Genomic DNA, 18,482 nt, shown 5'->3' on the forward strand with positions numbered 1-18,482 from the left:
CGGTTTCGACCCGCTCCAAACTCTACCTATCCCCTATGCGGCCGGAACCGCATTGCTCCAACGGAACTCGGTCGCGTCCACCCACATGCGATGCAGGACGACGCCCAGCTTACGCGCAAGAGCGACCTTGGCGCGCTTCATGCCGCGCCGCTTTGCGACGTCGAGCGCCCAGCGTTTCAAGCTCGAAAAGCTAACTGCGCGCGTCAGCATCGTGTGAGCCGCTTCAAAGAGCGCGGTTCGGACCATGGCGTCGCCGACCTTGCTGACGCCACCATCATGGTCGGTCTCGCCCGACTGATATTTTTTCGGGGTCAGCCCGAAATACGCGCCGATCGTGCCGGACTTTCCGAACCGAGAAGGATCGTCCACCGCCGAGCGATACGTCAGCGCGACCAACGCTCCGACGCCCGGGGCGCTCATCAATCTGCGGCATATCCTGTCGGCACGCGCAATCTTCAGCATCTCGCGGTGCAGCCTGGTAAACTCGTTCCACAAGGCCGTCCGCGCGGTCATCATCGCTCCGATCACCGTCTCCAAGATCGCGTGTCCGGTTATCAGCTCCCGAATGCGGGCTTCGAACCGCCCCCGACTGACTTCGCCGACCTTCAAACCATACCCGCGCAGAATCCCTCGGATGCTCAGTTCGACATCGAGAAGCTTGCCTTGCAAGAGCTTGCGCCCAACGAGAAGCGCACGGGTGTCCTTGCAAGGCGCCGATTTGGCGTGAACCGGTCGATACCATCCCATTCGCAGCAACTGGGCTATCCCCCGCGCGTCCTTCCGGTCGGTCTTCACCGTCATGGCGGAGAGCGCCGCCTTCACGTGTCGCGTTTCCAGCAACACGGCATCGAGTCCGGCCCCGAGAAGCCCCGCATGCAACCAAAGCGATAACGGGCCAGCCTCAAGCCCAATGCGGCTCACCGGCAATCCAAGCTCGTCAAAAAACCGAACGAGCGCCTCGGGTTCACTCGCGACCTTGACCTCACGCATCAGCTGGCCCGCCCCGTCCACGACACAGACGCTGCTGTCTTTCAACGACACGTCGATTCCTGCATAATATTCCATGGCTGTTCCTCACTTGATGCTTGGAGCCGATCGCTCGGACTCCGTTTCAACACCATCATTCTGAGGGACAGCCACCCATCTGGCTATGCTCGCGAGGCCCGGCCCATTACGGCATCTAGGAAGGCGGATGCGCGGGAGAGACTGGTATATCGAGATCGATCTCCTCGATTTCGTTGCCGTCATCGTCGAGCAAGACGCAATAGACATGCGTCCGAACGAGATTGTCGGGTTCGATGCGGGCGCTCTGCCCGTCGGGCAGAGAGACCCAGTTGGACGATTTCTCCCGCGCGCGAGCGTGGGCGTCGACGAGGATATTTGCGCCGTCTCGGGCCGTGGAAGCGGTGACGCGGAATTCTGCGCAGTCGCTTTCGACCTGCTCTTCGACGAGAAGGATGCGGTAGGTCGGCATTCGGGCTCTCCATAGGTTGAAAGGCTATGAACGCGCGGGGCTTTGCGCCGTGATCTCGGTCGCTTCCGTGAGAATGCGAACGAGGTTGCGTGTCTCGTCGAAGGTGAGACTCGCGTGTCCGAAACTGTCGGTGAAGCGAAATTGCACGGCGACGATATGCGGGGACTCTTTATAGACGCGAATGCAATCTTGCGCATTCATCGGTCTCTCGGTTTTGGGAACGCGTTTCAGAAGTGGAGCGCGCCATCGCGACGCAATTTGCAGTATCGCATCCATCGTGGGGCTTCCTTCGATTTCGGTTAGTCCTCGGCCTCGGCGCCGGAATGCCGAATTGTGAACGGTTCGCTACGGTCGAACAGACTCGCGAAGGCGGCTGCTTCTCTGGCTTGAAGCGCGAATTGGTCGGCGAGCCGCAATGCCGCGTCTCCCGTCGGGAGCAGCGATTTTGTCTCCGGCGCCGGGGGAGCGGCCGCCAGCGTGCGGAATTCCGCTTCATGATCCTTGAAACGCTCCGCCGCGACGCGGCAAATATTGGCGAGCGTGGCGAGATCGTGTTCGGTGATGAATTGCGATTTCATCGGGCCTCCTCGTGTATGCGACGAGAGTCGTCGGCAACGAGCGCGCGAATTTTCACGATCGCAGCATCTGCGTCGCGGCGGCTGCGGTACGGGGCCTCGAAGAGATCGTAGGCCTCGGTTCTCGGCTGCGGACGAGGCGATCGGCTGTTGGTGAATGACGCGATGCGCCAGCTTCCGTCCTGGAATTGAAAGGAATACATGGTCGGAACTCCTGTCTTCGCCGCCGACTCCGTGCGCGGCCGTGGCGACGGAGCCATAGGCGGGCGCGCGGAGGGAGGTTCGAGCGCTGGCGCCCGAGTGAACACGGCCGGCTCGAAGCCGGCCGCGCCGTCGCTGCGCTCAGGCCAATTCCTCCGCTTGGTGATCCTCTTCGGGATCGGAGTCCTCGTCGGAGGCGCCGATCTCTGGATCCGGGCCGTCTACATTCCCTTCGTCCTCCTCGGCGCGTTCGGTCCGCCGGGCGAGCTCGCTCGCGAGCTCCTCTTCGGAGAGGGCGAAACGCGCGGCCGGAAGCACGAATGTTCCGCCGGAGACGTGCTCGATGAGGGCGGCGCGCGTCTCCTTGGCGCGCGGACGCGGCAGCACGGAGTGCTGCGCGGCGGCCTTTTCGAGCGCAGCCTTCGAAAGCGACGACAGAAAATCGTCCGTCGCCATATTGGGTAGATGCGCATCCGCGCCGATCGCGTCCCCGACGAGGCGGGCGGCGGCGCCGCTCGAATGATAGCCGGGGCGGCAGTTGAGAACATGGGCCAGCATGTCGCGCGCTGCCTTCCGAACGAGGGCGGCGTCCTGGGTGATGCGTCCCTCATTGGCGAGCCGATGCGCGAGGCCTCGACGCAGAGGCGAGGAGTAGCCGCTGGCTTTCACATCGACATTGTCCGCGGCGAAGGCGACGACGAGCAGACTGAGAAGAGTGAAGTCGTCGATCTCGTTTTCCGCGAGCGCTCTGACGAGGGCGTCGGTGCGGAAATCGCCGATGATCGCGAGGCCTTTTTGCGTGATCTCGGGACGGGTGCGAGCGGGCTCCGAGAGCGTCTCGGACGTCCCGCCGGAGGCCGCATTCTTGCCCTTCTTCGGCTCCTCTTTCGGCAGGCGATAGGTGATTTCCTTCACCGATCCGTCGTGTGTGTCGACGTAACGGCCGATCGTGTCGCTCTTTCTCGGCTGTCCCCAAACCCGCTCGGCCTTCGGCGGCAGCTTGCCCTGGCCGTATTCGTCAATCTGTAGGAGAACGCCATTCTTCGGCAGATTGGCTTCGATCCATGCGGCTTGCGCGGCGAAGAACGCCTCGACTTGGGTGGTGTAGCGACTGTCCTGATCGCCCTGCTCGAACAGATCGTCCTCCCAGACGATGCCGAAAGCCTGCTCTTCGTCCGGGCCGAACTTCGCATTCTTGGCGTAGATGCGCCGTTTGTCGAGCGCGCGAGCGACCTCCCACCAAGTGACGGTATCCTGGCCCTTCTTGGGCTTGTGCTTCTTCCAGACGGACGCCTGCTCGTCGGCGCCAGCGGCGGCGATGGTGCGCAAAAGCTTTTCCTCCGGCATGTCGCCCTTGGCGATTTGGTCGAGAATCGCCGGATGGACGTTGGCGAGCAGGCGCAACTTCTTGATTGTCCGCACGGGCGAAGCGAGAGCGTCGCCGATCGCCTCTTCCGTCCAATTGGCGGAAGTGAGCGCTTCGATGGTGCGCCACTGGTCGACCGGCCCCATCTGAACGCGGACGACGTTCTCGGAGAGCGCGCGGAGATTGTCTGCGCCGTCGTCGGGGCCGCGGACGAGGACGAGAATCTCGTTCAAGCCGGCCCCGATGGCGGCGCGCACGCGCCCGTGGCCGGCGACGATGACGAGATCGTCGCCGTCGGGCCGCACCACGGGCGGCTGTGTGATGCCGGTCGCCTTGATATTGGCGATCATCTGCCGATCGGCATGCTCGCTGGGAGCGATGCGGCGCGGATTGTTGGGATTGGGCTTGAGAGAGCGTGGATCGACGTGACGCAATTCCATACGGACGCGGGCGTGCTCCGCCGCCGTGCCGAGATTGTCGCCGCCGTCCGCCTCGACTTCGGCGACGATTTGGCGATCGGCAGGCTCGCTGGGAGCGACGCGGCCGAGCTTGTTGGAATTGGGCTCTTTAGAGCCAGCATCGACGTGAGGCTGTGCCATGATGATGATCTCCTCTTTCAATTCGGATTGCCGGTCTTCTTTTCGAAGACGAGGATCGAACGCCCCGATCGCGGACGGCGGGGCAAGAGCGCGCGGCACGCGCGGGAGCAGAGCGACGAACTCTTGCGGCGATGGCCGCGCATGGGGCAAATCGCCTTCTCGATTTCCTGTTTCTTATTCCTGCGCTCGGCGCGAACGGGGATGAGCGAGCGCCAGAAGCGTCGGTAGCGGTGAGCAAGGCGCCTACGCCATCTGCGCTGGACTTCGGGTCCAGCGGGCGCGAGAAATTCAGCGCCGCCAGACTTGTGATGTGGCGGAGGCGGCTTCAGCTGCGACTCGAAGACCTCCGGCGAGGACGGCGGCCACGGCGCGCTGAAACGAGACCGCGGGATCGTCGCTCGGGACTGCGGTCATTTCGCGATGGCTTCGTTCAGCCGCCTTCATCGCGGCTTTCGAGATAGCATTCGCGATGTCTTCGAGGAATTGATGGAACTCTTGTTCGGGCATCGTTTCGGCGAATGTCATGGCGAAGAATCCGACAAAGCGCTTCGATTGGTCTTCGATTTCGTCGAGATCGAGCGGTTCGATGTCGAATGTCTCGATCAGGCGCAGTGTTTCACTCTTCGAAGGCGCGAGCCGAACGGTCGCATTCAATTGGTCCACGTTGTTCTGGAAGGCGCGCATGTTTTGTCTCCTTTTCGATTTTGATTTCCTTTCGAAATCGAGAATTCGAGCTTCACGAGACGGTTCGGGACGCAAGGGCGCGCATGCTCGACACGAGCAGGCGCGCACGTCTCGACCCTTGCGTCCCGGATCGCTCGTGATAGCTTTCCACCTTCTGTAGATATTTCGAGGACTTCACTTCATTATGAGCGAGCCCGGGGCCTTTCATCCGACCGGAAAATCACGCGGAGAAATCGAACAGCGAGCCTTGGCGGAGCATCGGCGCTGTCGCCGGCGCCGGGTCGGGTGGCGAATCCGGTCGGGAAATTGGTTCGTATTTGGCTTTCAGACGCTCGAGTAGCTCGCGCTCTCGACGAGTGACCTCGCTATCGCGCCTCGCTCTTTCGACCGAAAGTAGATTCGCTGCCGATACCCGAGATTGAACGAGGATTTCGACGTCGCAAAATGTGTAATCCGCGGCGCCATAAGAGGGCCATTGCAGGGTCTCTTCCAGGAATGCGATCCTTCTTTCGGGATCGGGAAAGAAGTGTTCGAAGAAGCCCGATCGGTCATAATGGGCAATATGCCCGAAGCTGTTGGAGAGGCGCACATAGAGTCGATCGGTGAAGCCGCTCCTCGGACAGTCGTCGGCGAGGAATTTCAGCAGCGCGTTCGTGAACCAGGCCTTGTCGTCGGCCGAATGGAACTTGGTCGGCGTGAAGTCGGCGGCCGTCAGTTGCGGTGTTCTGAGAGATCGAATGATTGCGGTCGGGAGCATCGAAGGTCTCCTGATTGGAATGGGGCGGGCGCGGCGAGCGGGGATGCGGGCTCCTTCGGATCGCCGGCGCCGAGATGCTCGGACCAGGACCATCGCCGCCCGAGCCCGCGAGCGGCCGTGAAGCCGCGACGGTGAGCGCGTCGCTCCATCTCGATCGTGATCGTCGCGAGGTCTGGGCGCCCTGCGCGAGCCGCCGGGGAGCGTCAGGCCGCGGAGCTGGCTTCGGCGTTTCCGTCATCATTCGCCGCGAGCGAAGCGTCGAGGGCCGCCATCTCGTCGCGTTTCGCGTCGAGCTCGTCTTCGTAGGCGAAAGCTTCATCGAGGCGCCGGCGATAGGCCGGGAGGCGTTCGGCGGCGTCGTGCATGGTGCGCTTGTGCTCGGCCAACTCCACTTCGAAGCGGCTCAGCGCATATTCGAGGCGGGAGATGACGCCGAGCGCGGTCAGATCATGCGAATATTCGATGTCGAGATGTTGGCCGGCGCGCTGCATCGTCAACTCGACATCCGCGAGCTTCTGGCGCGCCACAGGTTTGGCGGTTACGGACAAATCGAAGCCGCCGACGTTGGCCACGCGCCAGTCGCCGCCCTTGCCTTCGAACTCCTTGGCGCGGATGCTTTTGAGCAGGGCGGCGCCCGCGTCCTTGCGTTCGACGAACTGGCGGCCGTCCACCTCCATTCGGAAGGCGTCGCCGCGGGTCGGGATGCGCTTGGCGATGTCCTGCTCGATCTCGCCGATCCGCTTTTCGGCGTGACGGAGCGAGGCCTCGGTCGAGGAGATCGTGCGGCGGACTGCGTATTGATCGTCGAAATGCGCGTCCCGCAGACGTTCCAGTCGAGCGATCTCGGCTTCGAGCCCGGCCTTCTGCATGAGCCTCGGGTCGCCCGATGCAATGGCCTTCGCCATGGCGAATTGATTGACCTGCGAGCCGGCGTCCTCCAGCCGGCGGATGCTGCGGTCGCCGGACATGGCCATTTCGATGAAACGCGCCTTCCGTTCGAGCAATTGCCAGCCCGTGGCGTCGACGCTGCCCTTGGTGGCGTAGGCGTAGAGCCCGATTTCGTCATTCTCATTGCCCTGCCGCTCGATGCGGCCTTCGCGCTGCTCGATGTGGGAGGGGAGCCAGGGAACGTCGAGGTGGTGGAGGGCGATGAGGCGGCGCTGGGCGTTGACGCCGGTGCCCATCGTGTCGGACGATCCGATCATGACGCGGATCTTGCCCGCGTTGATGTCCTGGAAGAGACGCTGCTTGGCGCTCGACTTCTTGAAATCCTGCATGAAGGCGATCTGCTCGGCCGGAACGCCGAGCGCGACGAGGCGGGATTTGATCCAGCGGTAGGCCGAGAAGCCGCGCGTCGCCTCGACATTGAGCGTGCCGAGATCGGAGAAGATCATCTGCGCGGCGCCCGGCAGGAGGTAGGGGACGCCGTCGGTCCTCGTGTAGCGGCGGTCAGACGTCTCGCGCCAGATCGAATAGACGTTGTCGATCAGCGTGTTGAGCTTGTTGCCGTTTTCATTGGCATGGCCGGGGACGACGAAGCGCAGATCGATGGCGGCGTGGCGGCCGTCGGTGATGACGGAGAGGAGAATGTCGTCGCCCTTCTCGGGCTTGGTCTTGCGCTTCTCGATGACGGCGATGCGCTCGGCGAGGATTTTCTGATAGGCCTTGAAGGCGGCGCTCGGCTCGGCCGTGACGATCTGGCGCTTGCCGCCTTTGATGGCCGGCAGGCGGAGATAATGGCGTAGGTCCGATTTGAGCACGACATCGGCGACCGAGCGATACATGGCCATGAGGTCGGCGACATTGACGAATTCCGAGAAGCGCGTGACCGGCTTGTAGAGACCGGACGGCTGCAGCTCGAGCTCTGTGCGCGTCTCGCCGAAGGTCGCCGCCCAGGCGTCGAATTCGTGAATGCCTCGTTCCTCGAGCGCTTCCGGCTGCATGAAGCGCTGCAGCGTGAACATTTCGCCGAGCGTGTTGGTGATCGGCGTGCCGGAGGCGAGCAGCAGGGCGCGGCCGGGATTCTTCTCGTCGACGAAGCGGGATTTGACGAAGAGGTCCCAGGCGCGCTGCGATCCGTCGGGATCGACGCCCTTCAGGCTCGTCATATTGGTGGCGAAGGAGAGCTTGCGAAACTCCTGCGCCTCGTCGACGATCAGCTGGTCGACGCCCATCTCGCCGATGGTCAGGAGATCGTCCTTGCGGCTCTGCAAGGATTCGAGCTTGGCTTCCAGCCCTTCCTTCATGCGCTCGATGCGCTTGCGCGAGATGCGGTCGTCGCCGTCGATCTTCTCGAGCAATTCGGAATAGCTGGCGAGGTGGTTCTGAATGAGCGACTGCTCGAAGGCGGCGGGCGCCGGCACGAATTTGAAGGCGCTGTGGGTGATGATGATGCAATCCCACTGCGCCGTGGCGGCGCGGGCGAGGAAGCGCTGGCGCTTGTCCTTGGAGAAATTCGTCTCGTCGGCGACCAGAATGCGCGCGTTCGGATAGAGCAGGAGGAATTCGCGGCTGGTCTGCGCCAAGCAATGGCCGGGAACCACCAGCATCGCCTTGGCGACGAGGCCGAGCCGCTTCTGCTCCATGATGGCGGCGGCGATGGTGAAGGTCTTTCCGGCGCCGACCGAATGGGCGATGTAGGTCTTGCCGGCGCTGATAATGCGCCAAATGGCGCGCTTCTGGTGGTCGTAGAATTTGATGACGCTGCTCGCGCCGGGAAGTTGGAGATGGCCTCCGTCGAAATGCCGTGGGACCAGATTGTTGAACTGGTCGTTGTAGATGCGGGTGAGCCGCTCGGCCCGCTCGACATTCGTCCAGACCCAGCGCTCGAAGGCGGTCTTGATCTTGGCGAGCTTCTCCTTGGCCGCCTCGGTCTCGGCGGCGTTCAGCTCGCGCCGCTCTCGGCCGTCCTCTTTCCAGACGTCATAGATTTGCGGGATCGACGAATTGAGCGCGTCGCCGAGCAGCAGGCCGGCGTTGCGGCGCGCCGTGCCCCATTCGGAGGTCGCCTCGGCGCGGCCGGAGAAGGCGGAGAGCTCGACGGTCCAGGAGGCGATCTCGACGGTGTGGCGGATCGACGCCTTCACGCCGATGACGTCGGCGACGAAGCCGATGACGATGTCGATCGGGATCCAGGGCGCGCCGAGCCGCGCAGAAATATCCGACGGTTTCAGATCCTCGGGCTGGACCGGGCCGAGCGCCTCGACATTGCGCCGATAGCGCGCGTCTCCCGCGGCGGCGGCGATGGCGGCGGCGAGCTTGGTGCGCACCGGGCCGGACAGATAGGCGTCGGCGGTCTGCCAGCTCTCGAAACCCTCTATCGTGGTCTGCGGGTCGAGGAAGACGCGATCGCCGAGCTCGGCGAGGGTTTCGTCGCGCGAGCGGCCGAGCAACTCGGCGGCGCGGTCGAGATCGACATGGCCGAGCTCGTGCAGCGTGACGGCGAGGGCGTCGGCCGCGCTCTCGATCGTCGGCGTCGCCGGCGGGTGCAGAACGCGCTCGGAAAAGATCGGCCCCTTCTTCGCGATTCCGGTCTCGACGTCATAGTCCTCGATGGAGGCGACGAGCCAGACGTCGGGGTCGTCGAGGAAGGGCTGGAGATTGGGGCGTCGCTGCGTCTCGCGCGCCTCGCCGGTCTTCGGATCCGTCGTCTCGCTGATGGTGGTGAGATTGATCGCACCGAAATTGCGCAGGAAGCTGTTGTAGGCGATGCGCAGACGCGTCTGGGCCGGCCCCCAGGGCTCATTGGCCTCCTGGGCGCGCAGGACCTCGCGGATGGCGTCCCGGATCGGAATGAGGGTGCGAATGATGCGGGCGTGCTTTGCGGGAATGCCTTCGCCTCCCTTGCCGCCGCGCACCTCGATCTTGCGCGGCGCGCCGTCGATGATCTGCATCAGCGCGTCGTCGACGACGACGAAGCTGCCCTCCTTGATCGTCGCGCCTTCGGCCGCGGTCCCGACGCGAAGGGCGGGACGGTTCGGCGCGGATGCGGCCGATCGCTCGCTCGGCTGATGGATTCCGCGCGGCAGGCGCGAGACGGCGGCGTCGATCTCGTCGGCGAGCGCGGCGGGGTCTTTTCGCAGGCAGGTGTAGGTCGGCCCATAGGCGCTGCTGGTCCGGGCGTGGAGCCCCATGACCATCTCGGGATGTTCGATGAAATACCGATTGATCGAGAGAGCCTCCTCGCCATCCTCGGCGGGGACCGCTTCGGCGAGGCCGTCCCAAAGCGCGCCGGCGGGCTCCTGCTCGGGGGCGCGCTTATGCAGAAATAGAATGTCGACGACGACGTCGGTTCCGGCAGCGGCGTTCATGGCTCCCTCGGGCAGCCGGATCGCGCCGACGAGATCGGCCATGGCGGCGATATGGGCGCGCGCCTTGTCGTCGACCTTGTCCATGGTCCAGCGGCTGGTGACGAAGGCCGCCAGGCCGCCCGGCTTCAACCGCTCGATCGACCGCGCGATGAAATAATCATGCAGCGAGAGGTCGAGGCGCTCGGCTCCGTCGACTCGCGCGCGTCGGTCGCTGAACGGCGGATTGCCGATGGCGAGGTCGAAGTTCTCGGTGAGGCGGGCCTTGGTAAAATCCTCGCGCCGGATCCAGGCGTTCGGAAACAGCTGAGCCGCGATGCGCGCGGTGGTGGCGTCCATCTCGACGCCGGTGAGGCTCGATTTGCCGGCGAGCGCTTCCGGCATGAGGGAGAAGAAGAGCCCTGTCCCGCATCCCGGCTCCAGGATCGAGCCGCCGCAAAAGCCCATGCGCTGGACGGCGCGCCAGATGGCGCGGATGATGAACTCCGGCGTGTAATGGGCATATTGCGTGGCGCGGGCGAGGCTCGCCAGCTCTTCGCGCGGGACGAGCCGCTCCAGCTCCTCGCCCAAATCCTCCCAGCCTTCAGCGAAGGTCTCGCCGGCGCGGCGGAACATCATGTCGGCGAGGTCGCGCGCGCCGAAGCCGACGAAGCGGCTCAGGACGTCCTGCTCCTCCGAAGTCGCATTCCGCTTTTCAGCCTCGATGTCGAGCGCCAGCCGGATGGCGGCGAGATTGTCGGCGGCGCGGGCCTTCCAGCCGTGGGCGAGCTGGCGGTCGCCGCGAAGCACGAAGTCCTGCGCGGGAATGGCAGGCGCCTCCGCGACGGCCGGCGCTTCGTTCTCTTCGGGGATATCGGTCGAGGGGCGAAAACTTCCGCCGTCGAGCGTCAATCCCCCGGAGAGGCTGGTGGAATCGAACAGAGAAAGCGTCAACTGATTGCTGTCTTTTGCCATGGCGAGAAAACCTTTCGGCGAGCACGAAAAAGCCCGGCGCGCGATGGGCGGCCGGGCGTGGGCAGAAGGACGAATGTGCGAAGGGGAAGCTTCGGGACGGACTCACCAGGGTCCGAAGGCGGCTTCGATGGCAAAGCGCTCGCGTCGATCGACGAGGTCCAGGGCGCGGATATGCAGCGCGGAGCCTGCTCGCGCCCGCGCGACGACATGCGCCCAGGCCTCTCTGTCGTCGTGAAATTTCGGCGGACCTTGCTCCGGGTTGTCGAACTTCTGCAGCTCGATGTGCGGCGCGTCGTCGCGATAATTGCCGCAATCGGATATCACCCAGCCGTCGCGGCGTGCGGCCTCGTGATCGAACGCGTCGAGACTGAACGCCGCCGCAGTGGCGGCGTCGCGAATTTCGGATCCAGTCGTGCTGAACTGTTGCATCGGAGTCTCCTCTCGATCTTCTTCTCGAAGACCCCGATCCCGAACCGAGGACGAATGGCTGGGGCAAAGGCGGCGCCTCGTGCGCCGGGATCGATCCGGCCCAGCGAAGCGGCCGGAGCGACCCACCCTTTGCGGCGGCCATTCGTTCGCGGTAACGCCTTCCTTTTCTCGTTCCTCCTTTTCTTTTTTCGTCTTTTCGAGCCTATGATTTGCGCCGGCTCACGAATGGTGCCGGACGACGCGAGCCGCAGGTTTCATGTCGCGCGCGATACGATCCGAGAGCCAGCGTCGACAGTCGATTCTGTCGACGACGCGCTGCTCGCCGAGATCGAGCAGGCAGGCCGCGCCGCCGAATGCGTCGAACGAGGGGAACACGCAGCCCTGACTCCAGTGGAAGCCCCATAGGCCGGTCAGTCCGAACGTCCTCGCGCAGCGCTGAACGAATGCGATCACCTGTTCGGGATCGCCGTCTTCGCCGGAGACGATGCGAAGACTTCCTCGATCGAGGTCGCAGGCCTTCACGGTGAAGCAGATGCGCTCATATCTGGCGTCGAGCTCCTCGGCATATCGCTCATAGAGAGTGAGAGCCGATGGCAGAAATTCGGCGCGACCGAGCGGAAGAACGCAGGAAAAATGATGGAGTGGATGCCCCCTCCTGACGGCATCGAATGTGCCAGGGTGGTAATGATTTCGCATCCCACGAACGGAGAGAGCATCCATGAAACTGGCTAGCATGATCGGTCTCGACCTTGCAAAGCGGTCCTTCCAAGTGCACGGCGCCCTCGTCGACGGCGGCGTGGCTTTCCGCAAGAAACTCTCCCGGGAGAAAGTTCTCGGCTTCCTTGCCGAGCAGCCGCGCTGCGTCGTCGCCATGGAGGCCTGCGGGAGCGCGCACCACTGGGGACGGGCCATCCGCGATCTTGGCCACGAGGTTCGGTTGATCCCACCCGTCTATGTCAAACCGTTCGTGAAGCGCCAAAAGAACGACGCAGCCGATGCGGAAGCGATCGCCGAGGCTGCGGTTCGACCGACCATGCACTTCGTCGCGGTCAAATCCGAGGAACAGCAGGCGCGCGCCATGCTTTTCCGCACGCGGGATCTCTTGGTGCGGCAGCGTACGCAGCTGATCAACGCGCTCCGCGGCCATTTGTCGGAGCACGGCGTCGTTGCCGCGCAGGGAACGGCGAATTTGAAAGTTTTAGAGGAGGCCGTCGAGGGTCAAGAAACTTCGCTTCCGCTTCTCGTCGTGGAGCTGGCGCGCGTCTTCCTCGATCAGATTGAAGGGCTGTCGAAAAGGATCTCCGAGCTCGAGAAGGTGGCCATCCACGAAGCTGCGTGTGGGGAAACGACACGACGTCTGCAGACGATGCCGGGCGTCGGCCCCATCACGGCCCTGGCGATCGAGACCTTCGCGCCGCCGATGGATGTCTTCAAACGCGGGCGCGATTTCGCCGCCTGGCTCGGATTGGTGCCTCGGCAACATTCGACCGGAGGCAAGCAGGTTCTCGGAAAAATCTCGAAGATGGGCCAGCGCGACATTCGGCGCCTGCTGATCACCGGCGCGATGGCCGTCGTTTGCTCGGCCTTGCGAAAGGGGCCGCCGGAGGGAAGCTGGCTACAGCGCATGCTGGCGCGCAAACCAAAGATGCTGGTGGCGATCGCGCTCGCCAATAAGATGGCCCGATCAAGCTGGGCCATGTTGACGAAAGGACAAGATTTTCGAGTTCCCGCGGTTGCGGCGTCCTGATCGACGATCGTACGAAGCAGCTTGGGAAACGTCGGGCGTGTGAGGAGGACGACGAACGGTAAGGTCAAATGATCGGTCAGATCCGGACCCGGAAACGCAAATACACACATAGGGCCACGAGCCCGTCAAAATGATCTGCGCCAGGTCCGCGCATCTCCATACCGGCCAGCGGCCATATCAGGCCGCACCTGAAGGCCTGATACATGACCGCACCCGATCACGCGATCAAACCGCTCGAAAACTGCTTGCGCGAACGGGGGCATCCATACATGCGTGTAGGAGCGGGACATGGCGATGTCTCCTCTGGGAGGCGAGAAACGGATTGGGAAAAAGGGAAGCCGAGAACTGCGGGCGTCAGCCGGGACCGGCGGCGTCGCCGAAGGCGCCGGCGGGCAGACGCCAGCGTTCGGTGGATGTGCGTATCGGTGGCGACCAATGCTCGGACATGGCGAGCTGGACCAGGTCTGACCGAGCGAGCGCGGACGGATAGGGTCTGCCGCGATCGGCGACGGCATGGATCGAAGCGTCGCGTTTGACGGTGCAGCCGAAGCGGCGTTCGTATTCGGCGATCGTCTCGAAGCGTTTCGGCTCCATCCACCTGATCGTCGCCAACTGATCGGGCGAGGCGAAGATGCAGTGCATGCATGAGACGCGGCCGAAGCCGAGCTGATAGGCGACGTGCGGAATAACGCCGTGACGCCGGAGCAGATCCCAGACTTGTCGTTCCTCCAAGCCGTGGATCGGACGCCAGTGGTCGACATGACGAGGCCGGCGCGGACCGCCGCGTGTGTCGGTGCGATGCGGCTCGAACGTCAGATAGCGCGCCCTCGCTGGGCTCTCCTCGGCGCGTTCGCCGGTGACGACGAGCGTGCGCTTGCCGAGAAAGCGCGGCGAATTGCAGATCATGCTTCGCATCACGTCGATTTTCGCGACGGGGCTACACCAGCGTAGCCGCAAGTCTCCCGTCACCTGCGGAAACCGCAGACGTGTGCCGGGAACACCGCGACCGCCGACCGTCGTGACGCCTCCTTCCGGCGTCTCGAACATCACCGACCCGGTGGGCTCGCGATCACGCAACATCTCGCGGCGCAGGCCACCGTCGCGCCATGAGAAGCAGAGTGGAACGCCGAAGGCCTCGGCGATCGCTCGGCAATAGCCTGCGGTGATCGGCCAATCGAACGTCGGCGGCCCGCGACCGTCGACGTCATGATGATGCAGCTCGATCCGCGTGGGATCGACGCCTTCGTCGATAAGATAAAGGAGTGTTCCTACGGAATCTTTGCCTCCAGATAACGCAATCAATATGTGGTCGTAGCTCCTGAGATCAGGAGCAATGGAGGATTCGGGGCGAGAACGAGCATGCGGAGGCTCGCCGCCTGCGGGGCTCGTCGATATGGCGCGTGTCATGACGATCACGCGGCCTCGACGAGGGGCGCGTCGCTATCGGCGGCGTCCTGTTCATCCGAGTCGCTGTGGCTTTCAGCGAAGTCTGGATGAAAGGCGAGGCAGAAATCCGCCGCCTTCTGTGCCGCGGCGGCTGCGCGAAAGATTTCGCGCTTGTCGCTCTTCAAACGCTCCAGCCAGAACGACACGTAGCTCGCATGGTTCTCGATTTCAGTCGGCAGCCCGAGCTCCGTGTTGACGAAACAACTTGCTAAATCGGCCGATAACTCTTCGAACGCGTATTTCGCGGAGCCGAATTCTCCTGACAGATCTCGGTTCAGACGGCTTCGGGCTCCACTCCAGTGGGCGAGCTCATGAATCTCGACCGACGCGAGTCCTTCCGGCGAACGGAACGCGTTTTTCGGCGGCAAATGAATGGTATCAGTAGCCGGACGGTAGAAGGCTCGATCACCGCCGATACGGATGACGGCGCCGCTGTTGCGCATGATAATGTCAGCAGCGTCGAATCGACGCCATGGCGCCTCTTCGATCGTGGGCGGCGTAAACGCCGGAATACCGTCTATCTGCGAGCCGTTGAAAACAGTGAAGGAGCGAAGCAGCGGGATGTTGCGCGTGTGCTCTTCTCCATCCGAAGGCGCGTCGCGATCTTCGACCTGGAGCTGCTTGTAGAAGTATATTGTGGTTCCCTTCTCGCCGGCGCGCACCTGCCAGCCCCTGTCCTTCGCCTGCTTGTAGCTGCAAAAACGAGGATCGCCGTTCGCGAAGGAGAATTGCGACATGCCGAGCAAGAGGACGTTGATCCCGTGATAGCGACGCCCCGTTACAGCGTTGATCGGCGAGAGCGGCGCACCCGATTTTCTGGGATCCCAGGGCCTGCGCCAGGGAGGCGTGCCCGCTTCGAGAGCGGCGACGATGCGGTCCGTCACTTCTCGATAGTGATCGCGACGCGTCGGCGCGTGGGCTTTGTGCTTCTTGAAATTGTTCATTAGGTTCGTCCTTTCCATTCTGGTCTCGGAACGAACCTCGACGCCCCGCATCACGGCCGCCGGGGCAAGGGCGGGCCTCGGCCCGGGCGCTCGTGCCGGACCCTTGCGGCGGTGGACGGGCATGCGGGATGGCGGCTTCAAATCTCCTCTTTTCGGCGTCTTCCTTTTCTTGTTGCGGCGCTCGCTCGTCTGCTATGTCATCCGCTCATGCAGCGAGGAGCCCTCGACACATGAGCGGCCGACGTCGATCACGACTCGACCACGAGTCCCATGAGCATGATTTCTTCCGCGCCGTAGACGTGCCGCTTGCCGCAATCCTCACATTCATACCGGCGCGCGTCTGGCTCACAGCACTCTCTCACCGCCCCGCACGCGACACAAAAGCCCTGCATCAGCTCGGACGCTTCCTCGATCTCTTCGAGGGTGAACCGCTTGGGGATGATCTTTCCGGTTTTTGCATACTGGATAGCCATGGTGGATGCTCCTTGGATGAAATTGCAGAAAGCAATTGCAGAAAGGGGGCGCGCTCTCGTCGCCGCCGACTGTCATCACGACCACGCGAGTTGCTCGTCGTCGTCTTGGTCGGAATTCGATTCTCGCGAGCGCAGCACGATGTCGTTGTCGCGCGCGTAGTCCTCGACGAGGTTCCTGGCCCATCGACGGGCTTCATACAGTTCATCGCCGGCGCTCTCCCATTTGTATGAGACGTGCGCGCACGCGGCGCTGACGAGGTCGGCAAGGGACGGGTCGTCCTCGAAAGCTTCGCTAATTTCTTTGAGGACATCGTCGTCTGAAAGGATCAAAAGCGGATGCCAACCGGCGAACCTTTGACAATCGATGAAGATCAGCTGGGCGTCTTCTTTCGAGAGACGCCCGAGGCCGTAGAGAAGTCCCCGATGGAGGCGCTGAAGGAGAGATCGCACGCGAAGCCGCCACAAACGAACGCGTTGGCGACGAGTAACGGCGCCTATCCATGATTGTTCAGTCATGACAATTCTCCTTCGCCGCAGGAGCGTGTCGGCTCGCCACACCGAGCCCCGCTTCAAAGACGAGATCGTCGAGAATATCGTGCGTCGACTTGCCGACGACGGCATCTTTGGTGATGAGGACAGCCATGCCGCCGAAGCCGTCGCGGCGCATCTTTGTGCAGGTGAAGGACGAGATGACGGTCAGATAGGACAGAGCGTCGGAGCGCCGAACGATGTCCTGCAAAATGAATTCCCAAGAGACAGCGCTGAGATCGAGCTTTACGACAGGTTCCTCGATCGGGCATTTGGCGAGCTGAGCGCTGATCTCTTCGGCGATCGAGCTCGGCCGATCTCGCGACGCGAGGAGGGCGGCCTCGAGCGTCACTCGCTCGACGGTCAGGAACGTCGAAGGCCCGTCTTCGGAGAAGAAATACAGCTCGTCGCCATGACGTTCGACGGAGAAGATGTCGTCCAGGAGCAGACGCTCGAACGCCGAGATATCCTTGTCCGGGATGTTCTGCTGAATGACTGTCGGGGTGTGATAATCGGCCATTGTGGCGCCTCCAAAATGCGAAAACCCGGCGCAAGGCGCCGGGCTTGTCGCGGGTGATCTCTCGTCGGATCGACGTTAGAAATGGCGAGCGCGAATCTTCGCGCTGCGTTTCTCGCAATCAGAATATCTCCAGCTGCTCGCGTTGCTCGGCCGCGCCAAGGCGGTAACTGAGGTTTTTGATGTTGCGGATGTGGTAGTATCCGCCGTTCTCCGGATCCTGGTAGAGGACCGCGGGACGCCGGCCGGGACGATTGGCGACAACTTTCATGGTCGTGAAGCTCAGCCCGTCCGCGAAGCGCACCGGCTCATCGAAAGTGATCGTTTGTCCCGGGCGCGGGACCGGCTTCTGGGCTTTCGCGCGTCGCGCGGCGGCGTGCTCTCGACAGCACTTGCGCCAATCGAGCGCGTATTCGCTATCCGTCTCCGTCAGAAGATCGAGAATGGCCTCTGGACATTCGGTCTCGCACGGCCCCATAGTTTCATCGACGTCCTTGTATCCAAAGATGAAACCTTCTCGATCCCGGGGGTTGTAGTGGACGAGGCAGACCAAGGCCCAGACGACGCGCGATCCCGTCGACCTGGTGAAGCACTCCACCGCGGCGTAATAGACGCGCGGCGTCACGAACGCCGATTTCAGCACCTTGGAAACCACCTCCGGCCTCTCGTAGGTGAACTGCGCGTCGAGATATGCGCGGGGGCCGTCGTGCCCTTCGAGCGATCGCATATAGAGCCAGCCCATCGTGACCTCCTTTTTGAATTGACAATGCGAAAGCGATCCGGCGTGAGACCGGGTCCATGAAATGCGTTGCCCCGGATGCGGGGTCGATCGTTCAGCGATCTAGAGCGATCGGTCGTGGTGGCGGGTATTGCGAGGCGTCGACCTCGATCTCGTTACGCGCCGCCCATTGCAGGAATTCTGCGTATTCGCACGCGCGAAACGCGTCGACGGCCGCGATCGCCTCTTCATCGGAAATTCCGGGCGCGTAATGAGCGACTCGATCGAGGCGACCCTTATCGACGATCACCCGTGCTCTCCCATCACGCGCGACGCATTCGAAGATCGCCACGGAGCCGTCTTGCAGAACGAAGCGAGTCCTCATTTTGCGATCTCCGATTCTCCGGCGGGTTGCGAGGTCGTGAAGCCAGACGTCTCGACGCGCTGGAGCGCGTATTCGAAGCCTCGCCCATCGTCGGGAGTGGGCGCTCCATCGGCGGTGTAGCGCCAATCGATGACTCCAGAGCGGGGAGAGAACTGTCGGAGCAGCGGGCGCATCGCTTCGGCGATACAATCGCAGGCTTCCGCCTCGTCGTTCACATCGACGAGAATCTGAATGGTCGCTTCGTAAAGCATAGTGATCTCCTTCTATGCAGAGCGCCGAACGAGTTTCGCCGAATGGTGGCGGCGTCCGCTTTGGTCGCGTCGCCAACACACTCTTTTGCGATATTCTTCGTTCGAAACAGGCGGAGAAACGCCCCTT

The 18,482-nt window shown here is 63.0% G+C and carries 19 protein-coding genes; 1 reads left to right on the forward strand and 18 read right to left on the reverse strand.

Features of this window, described 5'->3' with window-relative positions; all coding sequences use genetic code 11:
• Positions 1-33 precede the first annotated feature (33 nt).
• The 10 genes from METLW3_RS0124720 to METLW3_RS27250 form a co-directional block, all read right to left on the reverse strand.
• A complete protein-coding gene (locus METLW3_RS0124720; protein ID WP_024882381.1) occupies positions 34-1,065 on the reverse strand; it encodes an IS110 family transposase in 1,032 nt (343 codons plus the stop codon).
• Positions 1,066-1,180: 115 nt separating this feature from the next.
• Positions 1,181-1,474 (reverse strand): hypothetical protein, encoded by a 294-nt coding sequence (locus tag METLW3_RS0124725; protein ID WP_024882383.1) that lies wholly within the window; start codon positions 1,472-1,474, stop codon positions 1,181-1,183.
• Positions 1,475-1,498: 24 nt separating this feature from the next.
• Positions 1,499-1,675, reverse strand: coding sequence for a hypothetical protein (locus tag METLW3_RS0124730; protein WP_157516696.1), 177 nt, complete (start codon positions 1,673-1,675; stop codon positions 1,499-1,501).
• Between the two features lie 98 nt (positions 1,676-1,773).
• Positions 1,774-2,052 (reverse strand): hypothetical protein, encoded by a 279-nt coding sequence (locus METLW3_RS0124735; RefSeq protein ID WP_024882385.1) that lies wholly within the window; start codon positions 2,050-2,052, stop codon positions 1,774-1,776.
• Positions 2,053-2,391: 339 nt separating this feature from the next.
• A complete protein-coding gene (locus tag METLW3_RS0124745) occupies positions 2,392-4,215 on the reverse strand; it encodes a ParB N-terminal domain-containing protein (RefSeq protein WP_245267517.1) in 1,824 nt (607 codons plus the stop codon).
• 288 nt (positions 4,216-4,503) lie between these two features.
• The gene (locus tag METLW3_RS0124755) at positions 4,504-4,899 is read right to left on the reverse strand and encodes a hypothetical protein (protein ID WP_024882388.1); all 396 of its coding nucleotides are present in this window, start codon (positions 4,897-4,899) and stop codon (positions 4,504-4,506) included.
• Between the two features lie 220 nt (positions 4,900-5,119).
• Positions 5,120-5,656, reverse strand: a complete 537-nt coding sequence (locus tag METLW3_RS27245; RefSeq protein WP_024882389.1) for a hypothetical protein — start codon at positions 5,654-5,656, stop codon at positions 5,120-5,122.
• 203 nt (positions 5,657-5,859) lie between these two features.
• Complete coding sequence (locus METLW3_RS0124765; RefSeq protein WP_024882390.1) at positions 5,860-10,917, reverse strand: DEAD/DEAH box helicase family protein; 5,058 nt, start codon at positions 10,915-10,917, stop codon at positions 5,860-5,862.
• A 102-nt stretch (positions 10,918-11,019) separates the two neighbouring features.
• A complete protein-coding gene (locus METLW3_RS0124770) occupies positions 11,020-11,346 on the reverse strand; it encodes a hypothetical protein (protein ID WP_024882391.1) in 327 nt (108 codons plus the stop codon).
• Positions 11,347-11,565: 219 nt separating this feature from the next.
• Positions 11,566-12,081 carry a hypothetical protein gene (locus METLW3_RS27250; RefSeq protein ID WP_157516697.1) on the reverse strand — a complete coding sequence of 172 codons (516 nt, stop codon included), beginning with the start codon at positions 12,079-12,081 and terminating at the stop codon, positions 11,566-11,568.
• Here METLW3_RS27250 and METLW3_RS0124780 point away from each other — a divergent pair.
• Positions 12,065-13,093 (forward strand): IS110 family transposase, encoded by a 1,029-nt coding sequence (locus METLW3_RS0124780; RefSeq protein WP_024882393.1) that lies wholly within the window; start codon positions 12,065-12,067, stop codon positions 13,091-13,093. The two genes, METLW3_RS27250 and METLW3_RS0124780, sit on opposite strands and share 17 nt — an antisense overlap.
• Before the next feature lie 354 nt (positions 13,094-13,447).
• Here the strand turns inward: METLW3_RS0124780 and METLW3_RS0124790 are convergent, their stop codons facing one another.
• The 8 genes from METLW3_RS0124790 to METLW3_RS0124825 all read right to left on the reverse strand — a co-directional run bounded on the left by METLW3_RS0124790 (position 13,448) and on the right by METLW3_RS0124825 (position 18,355).
• Positions 13,448-14,395, reverse strand: a complete 948-nt coding sequence (locus METLW3_RS0124790) for a phosphoadenosine phosphosulfate reductase family protein (protein ID WP_245267518.1) — start codon at positions 14,393-14,395, stop codon at positions 13,448-13,450.
• A 110-nt stretch (positions 14,396-14,505) separates the two neighbouring features.
• Positions 14,506-15,483 carry a zincin-like metallopeptidase domain-containing protein gene (locus METLW3_RS0124795; RefSeq protein ID WP_024882395.1) on the reverse strand — a complete coding sequence of 326 codons (978 nt, stop codon included), beginning with the start codon at positions 15,481-15,483 and terminating at the stop codon, positions 14,506-14,508.
• Positions 15,484-15,731: 248 nt separating this feature from the next.
• A complete protein-coding gene (locus METLW3_RS0124800) occupies positions 15,732-15,956 on the reverse strand; it encodes a hypothetical protein (protein WP_024882396.1) in 225 nt (74 codons plus the stop codon).
• 75 nt (positions 15,957-16,031) lie between these two features.
• Positions 16,032-16,472, reverse strand: a complete 441-nt coding sequence (locus METLW3_RS0124805; RefSeq protein WP_157516698.1) for a hypothetical protein — start codon at positions 16,470-16,472, stop codon at positions 16,032-16,034.
• A complete protein-coding gene (locus tag METLW3_RS0124810) occupies positions 16,465-17,004 on the reverse strand; it encodes a hypothetical protein (protein ID WP_024882398.1) in 540 nt (179 codons plus the stop codon). Before METLW3_RS0124810 ends, METLW3_RS0124805 begins: the two co-directional genes overlap by 8 nt.
• 118 nt (positions 17,005-17,122) lie before the next feature.
• Entirely contained in the window at positions 17,123-17,743 is a 621-nt protein-coding gene (locus METLW3_RS0124815; protein ID WP_024882399.1) for a hypothetical protein, read from the reverse strand.
• Between the two features lie 91 nt (positions 17,744-17,834).
• Positions 17,835-18,071: a hypothetical protein gene (locus tag METLW3_RS0124820; RefSeq protein WP_157516699.1), complete on the reverse strand. Its 237-nt coding sequence runs from the start codon at positions 18,069-18,071 to the stop codon at positions 17,835-17,837.
• A 29-nt stretch (positions 18,072-18,100) separates the two neighbouring features.
• Entirely contained in the window at positions 18,101-18,355 is a 255-nt protein-coding gene (locus METLW3_RS0124825; protein ID WP_024882401.1) for a hypothetical protein, read from the reverse strand.
• Between the last annotated feature and the right edge of the window lie 127 nt (positions 18,356-18,482).

Source organism: Methylosinus sp. LW3 (assembly GCF_000527115.1).
Taxonomy (GTDB): Bacteria; Pseudomonadota; Alphaproteobacteria; order Rhizobiales; family Beijerinckiaceae; genus Methylosinus.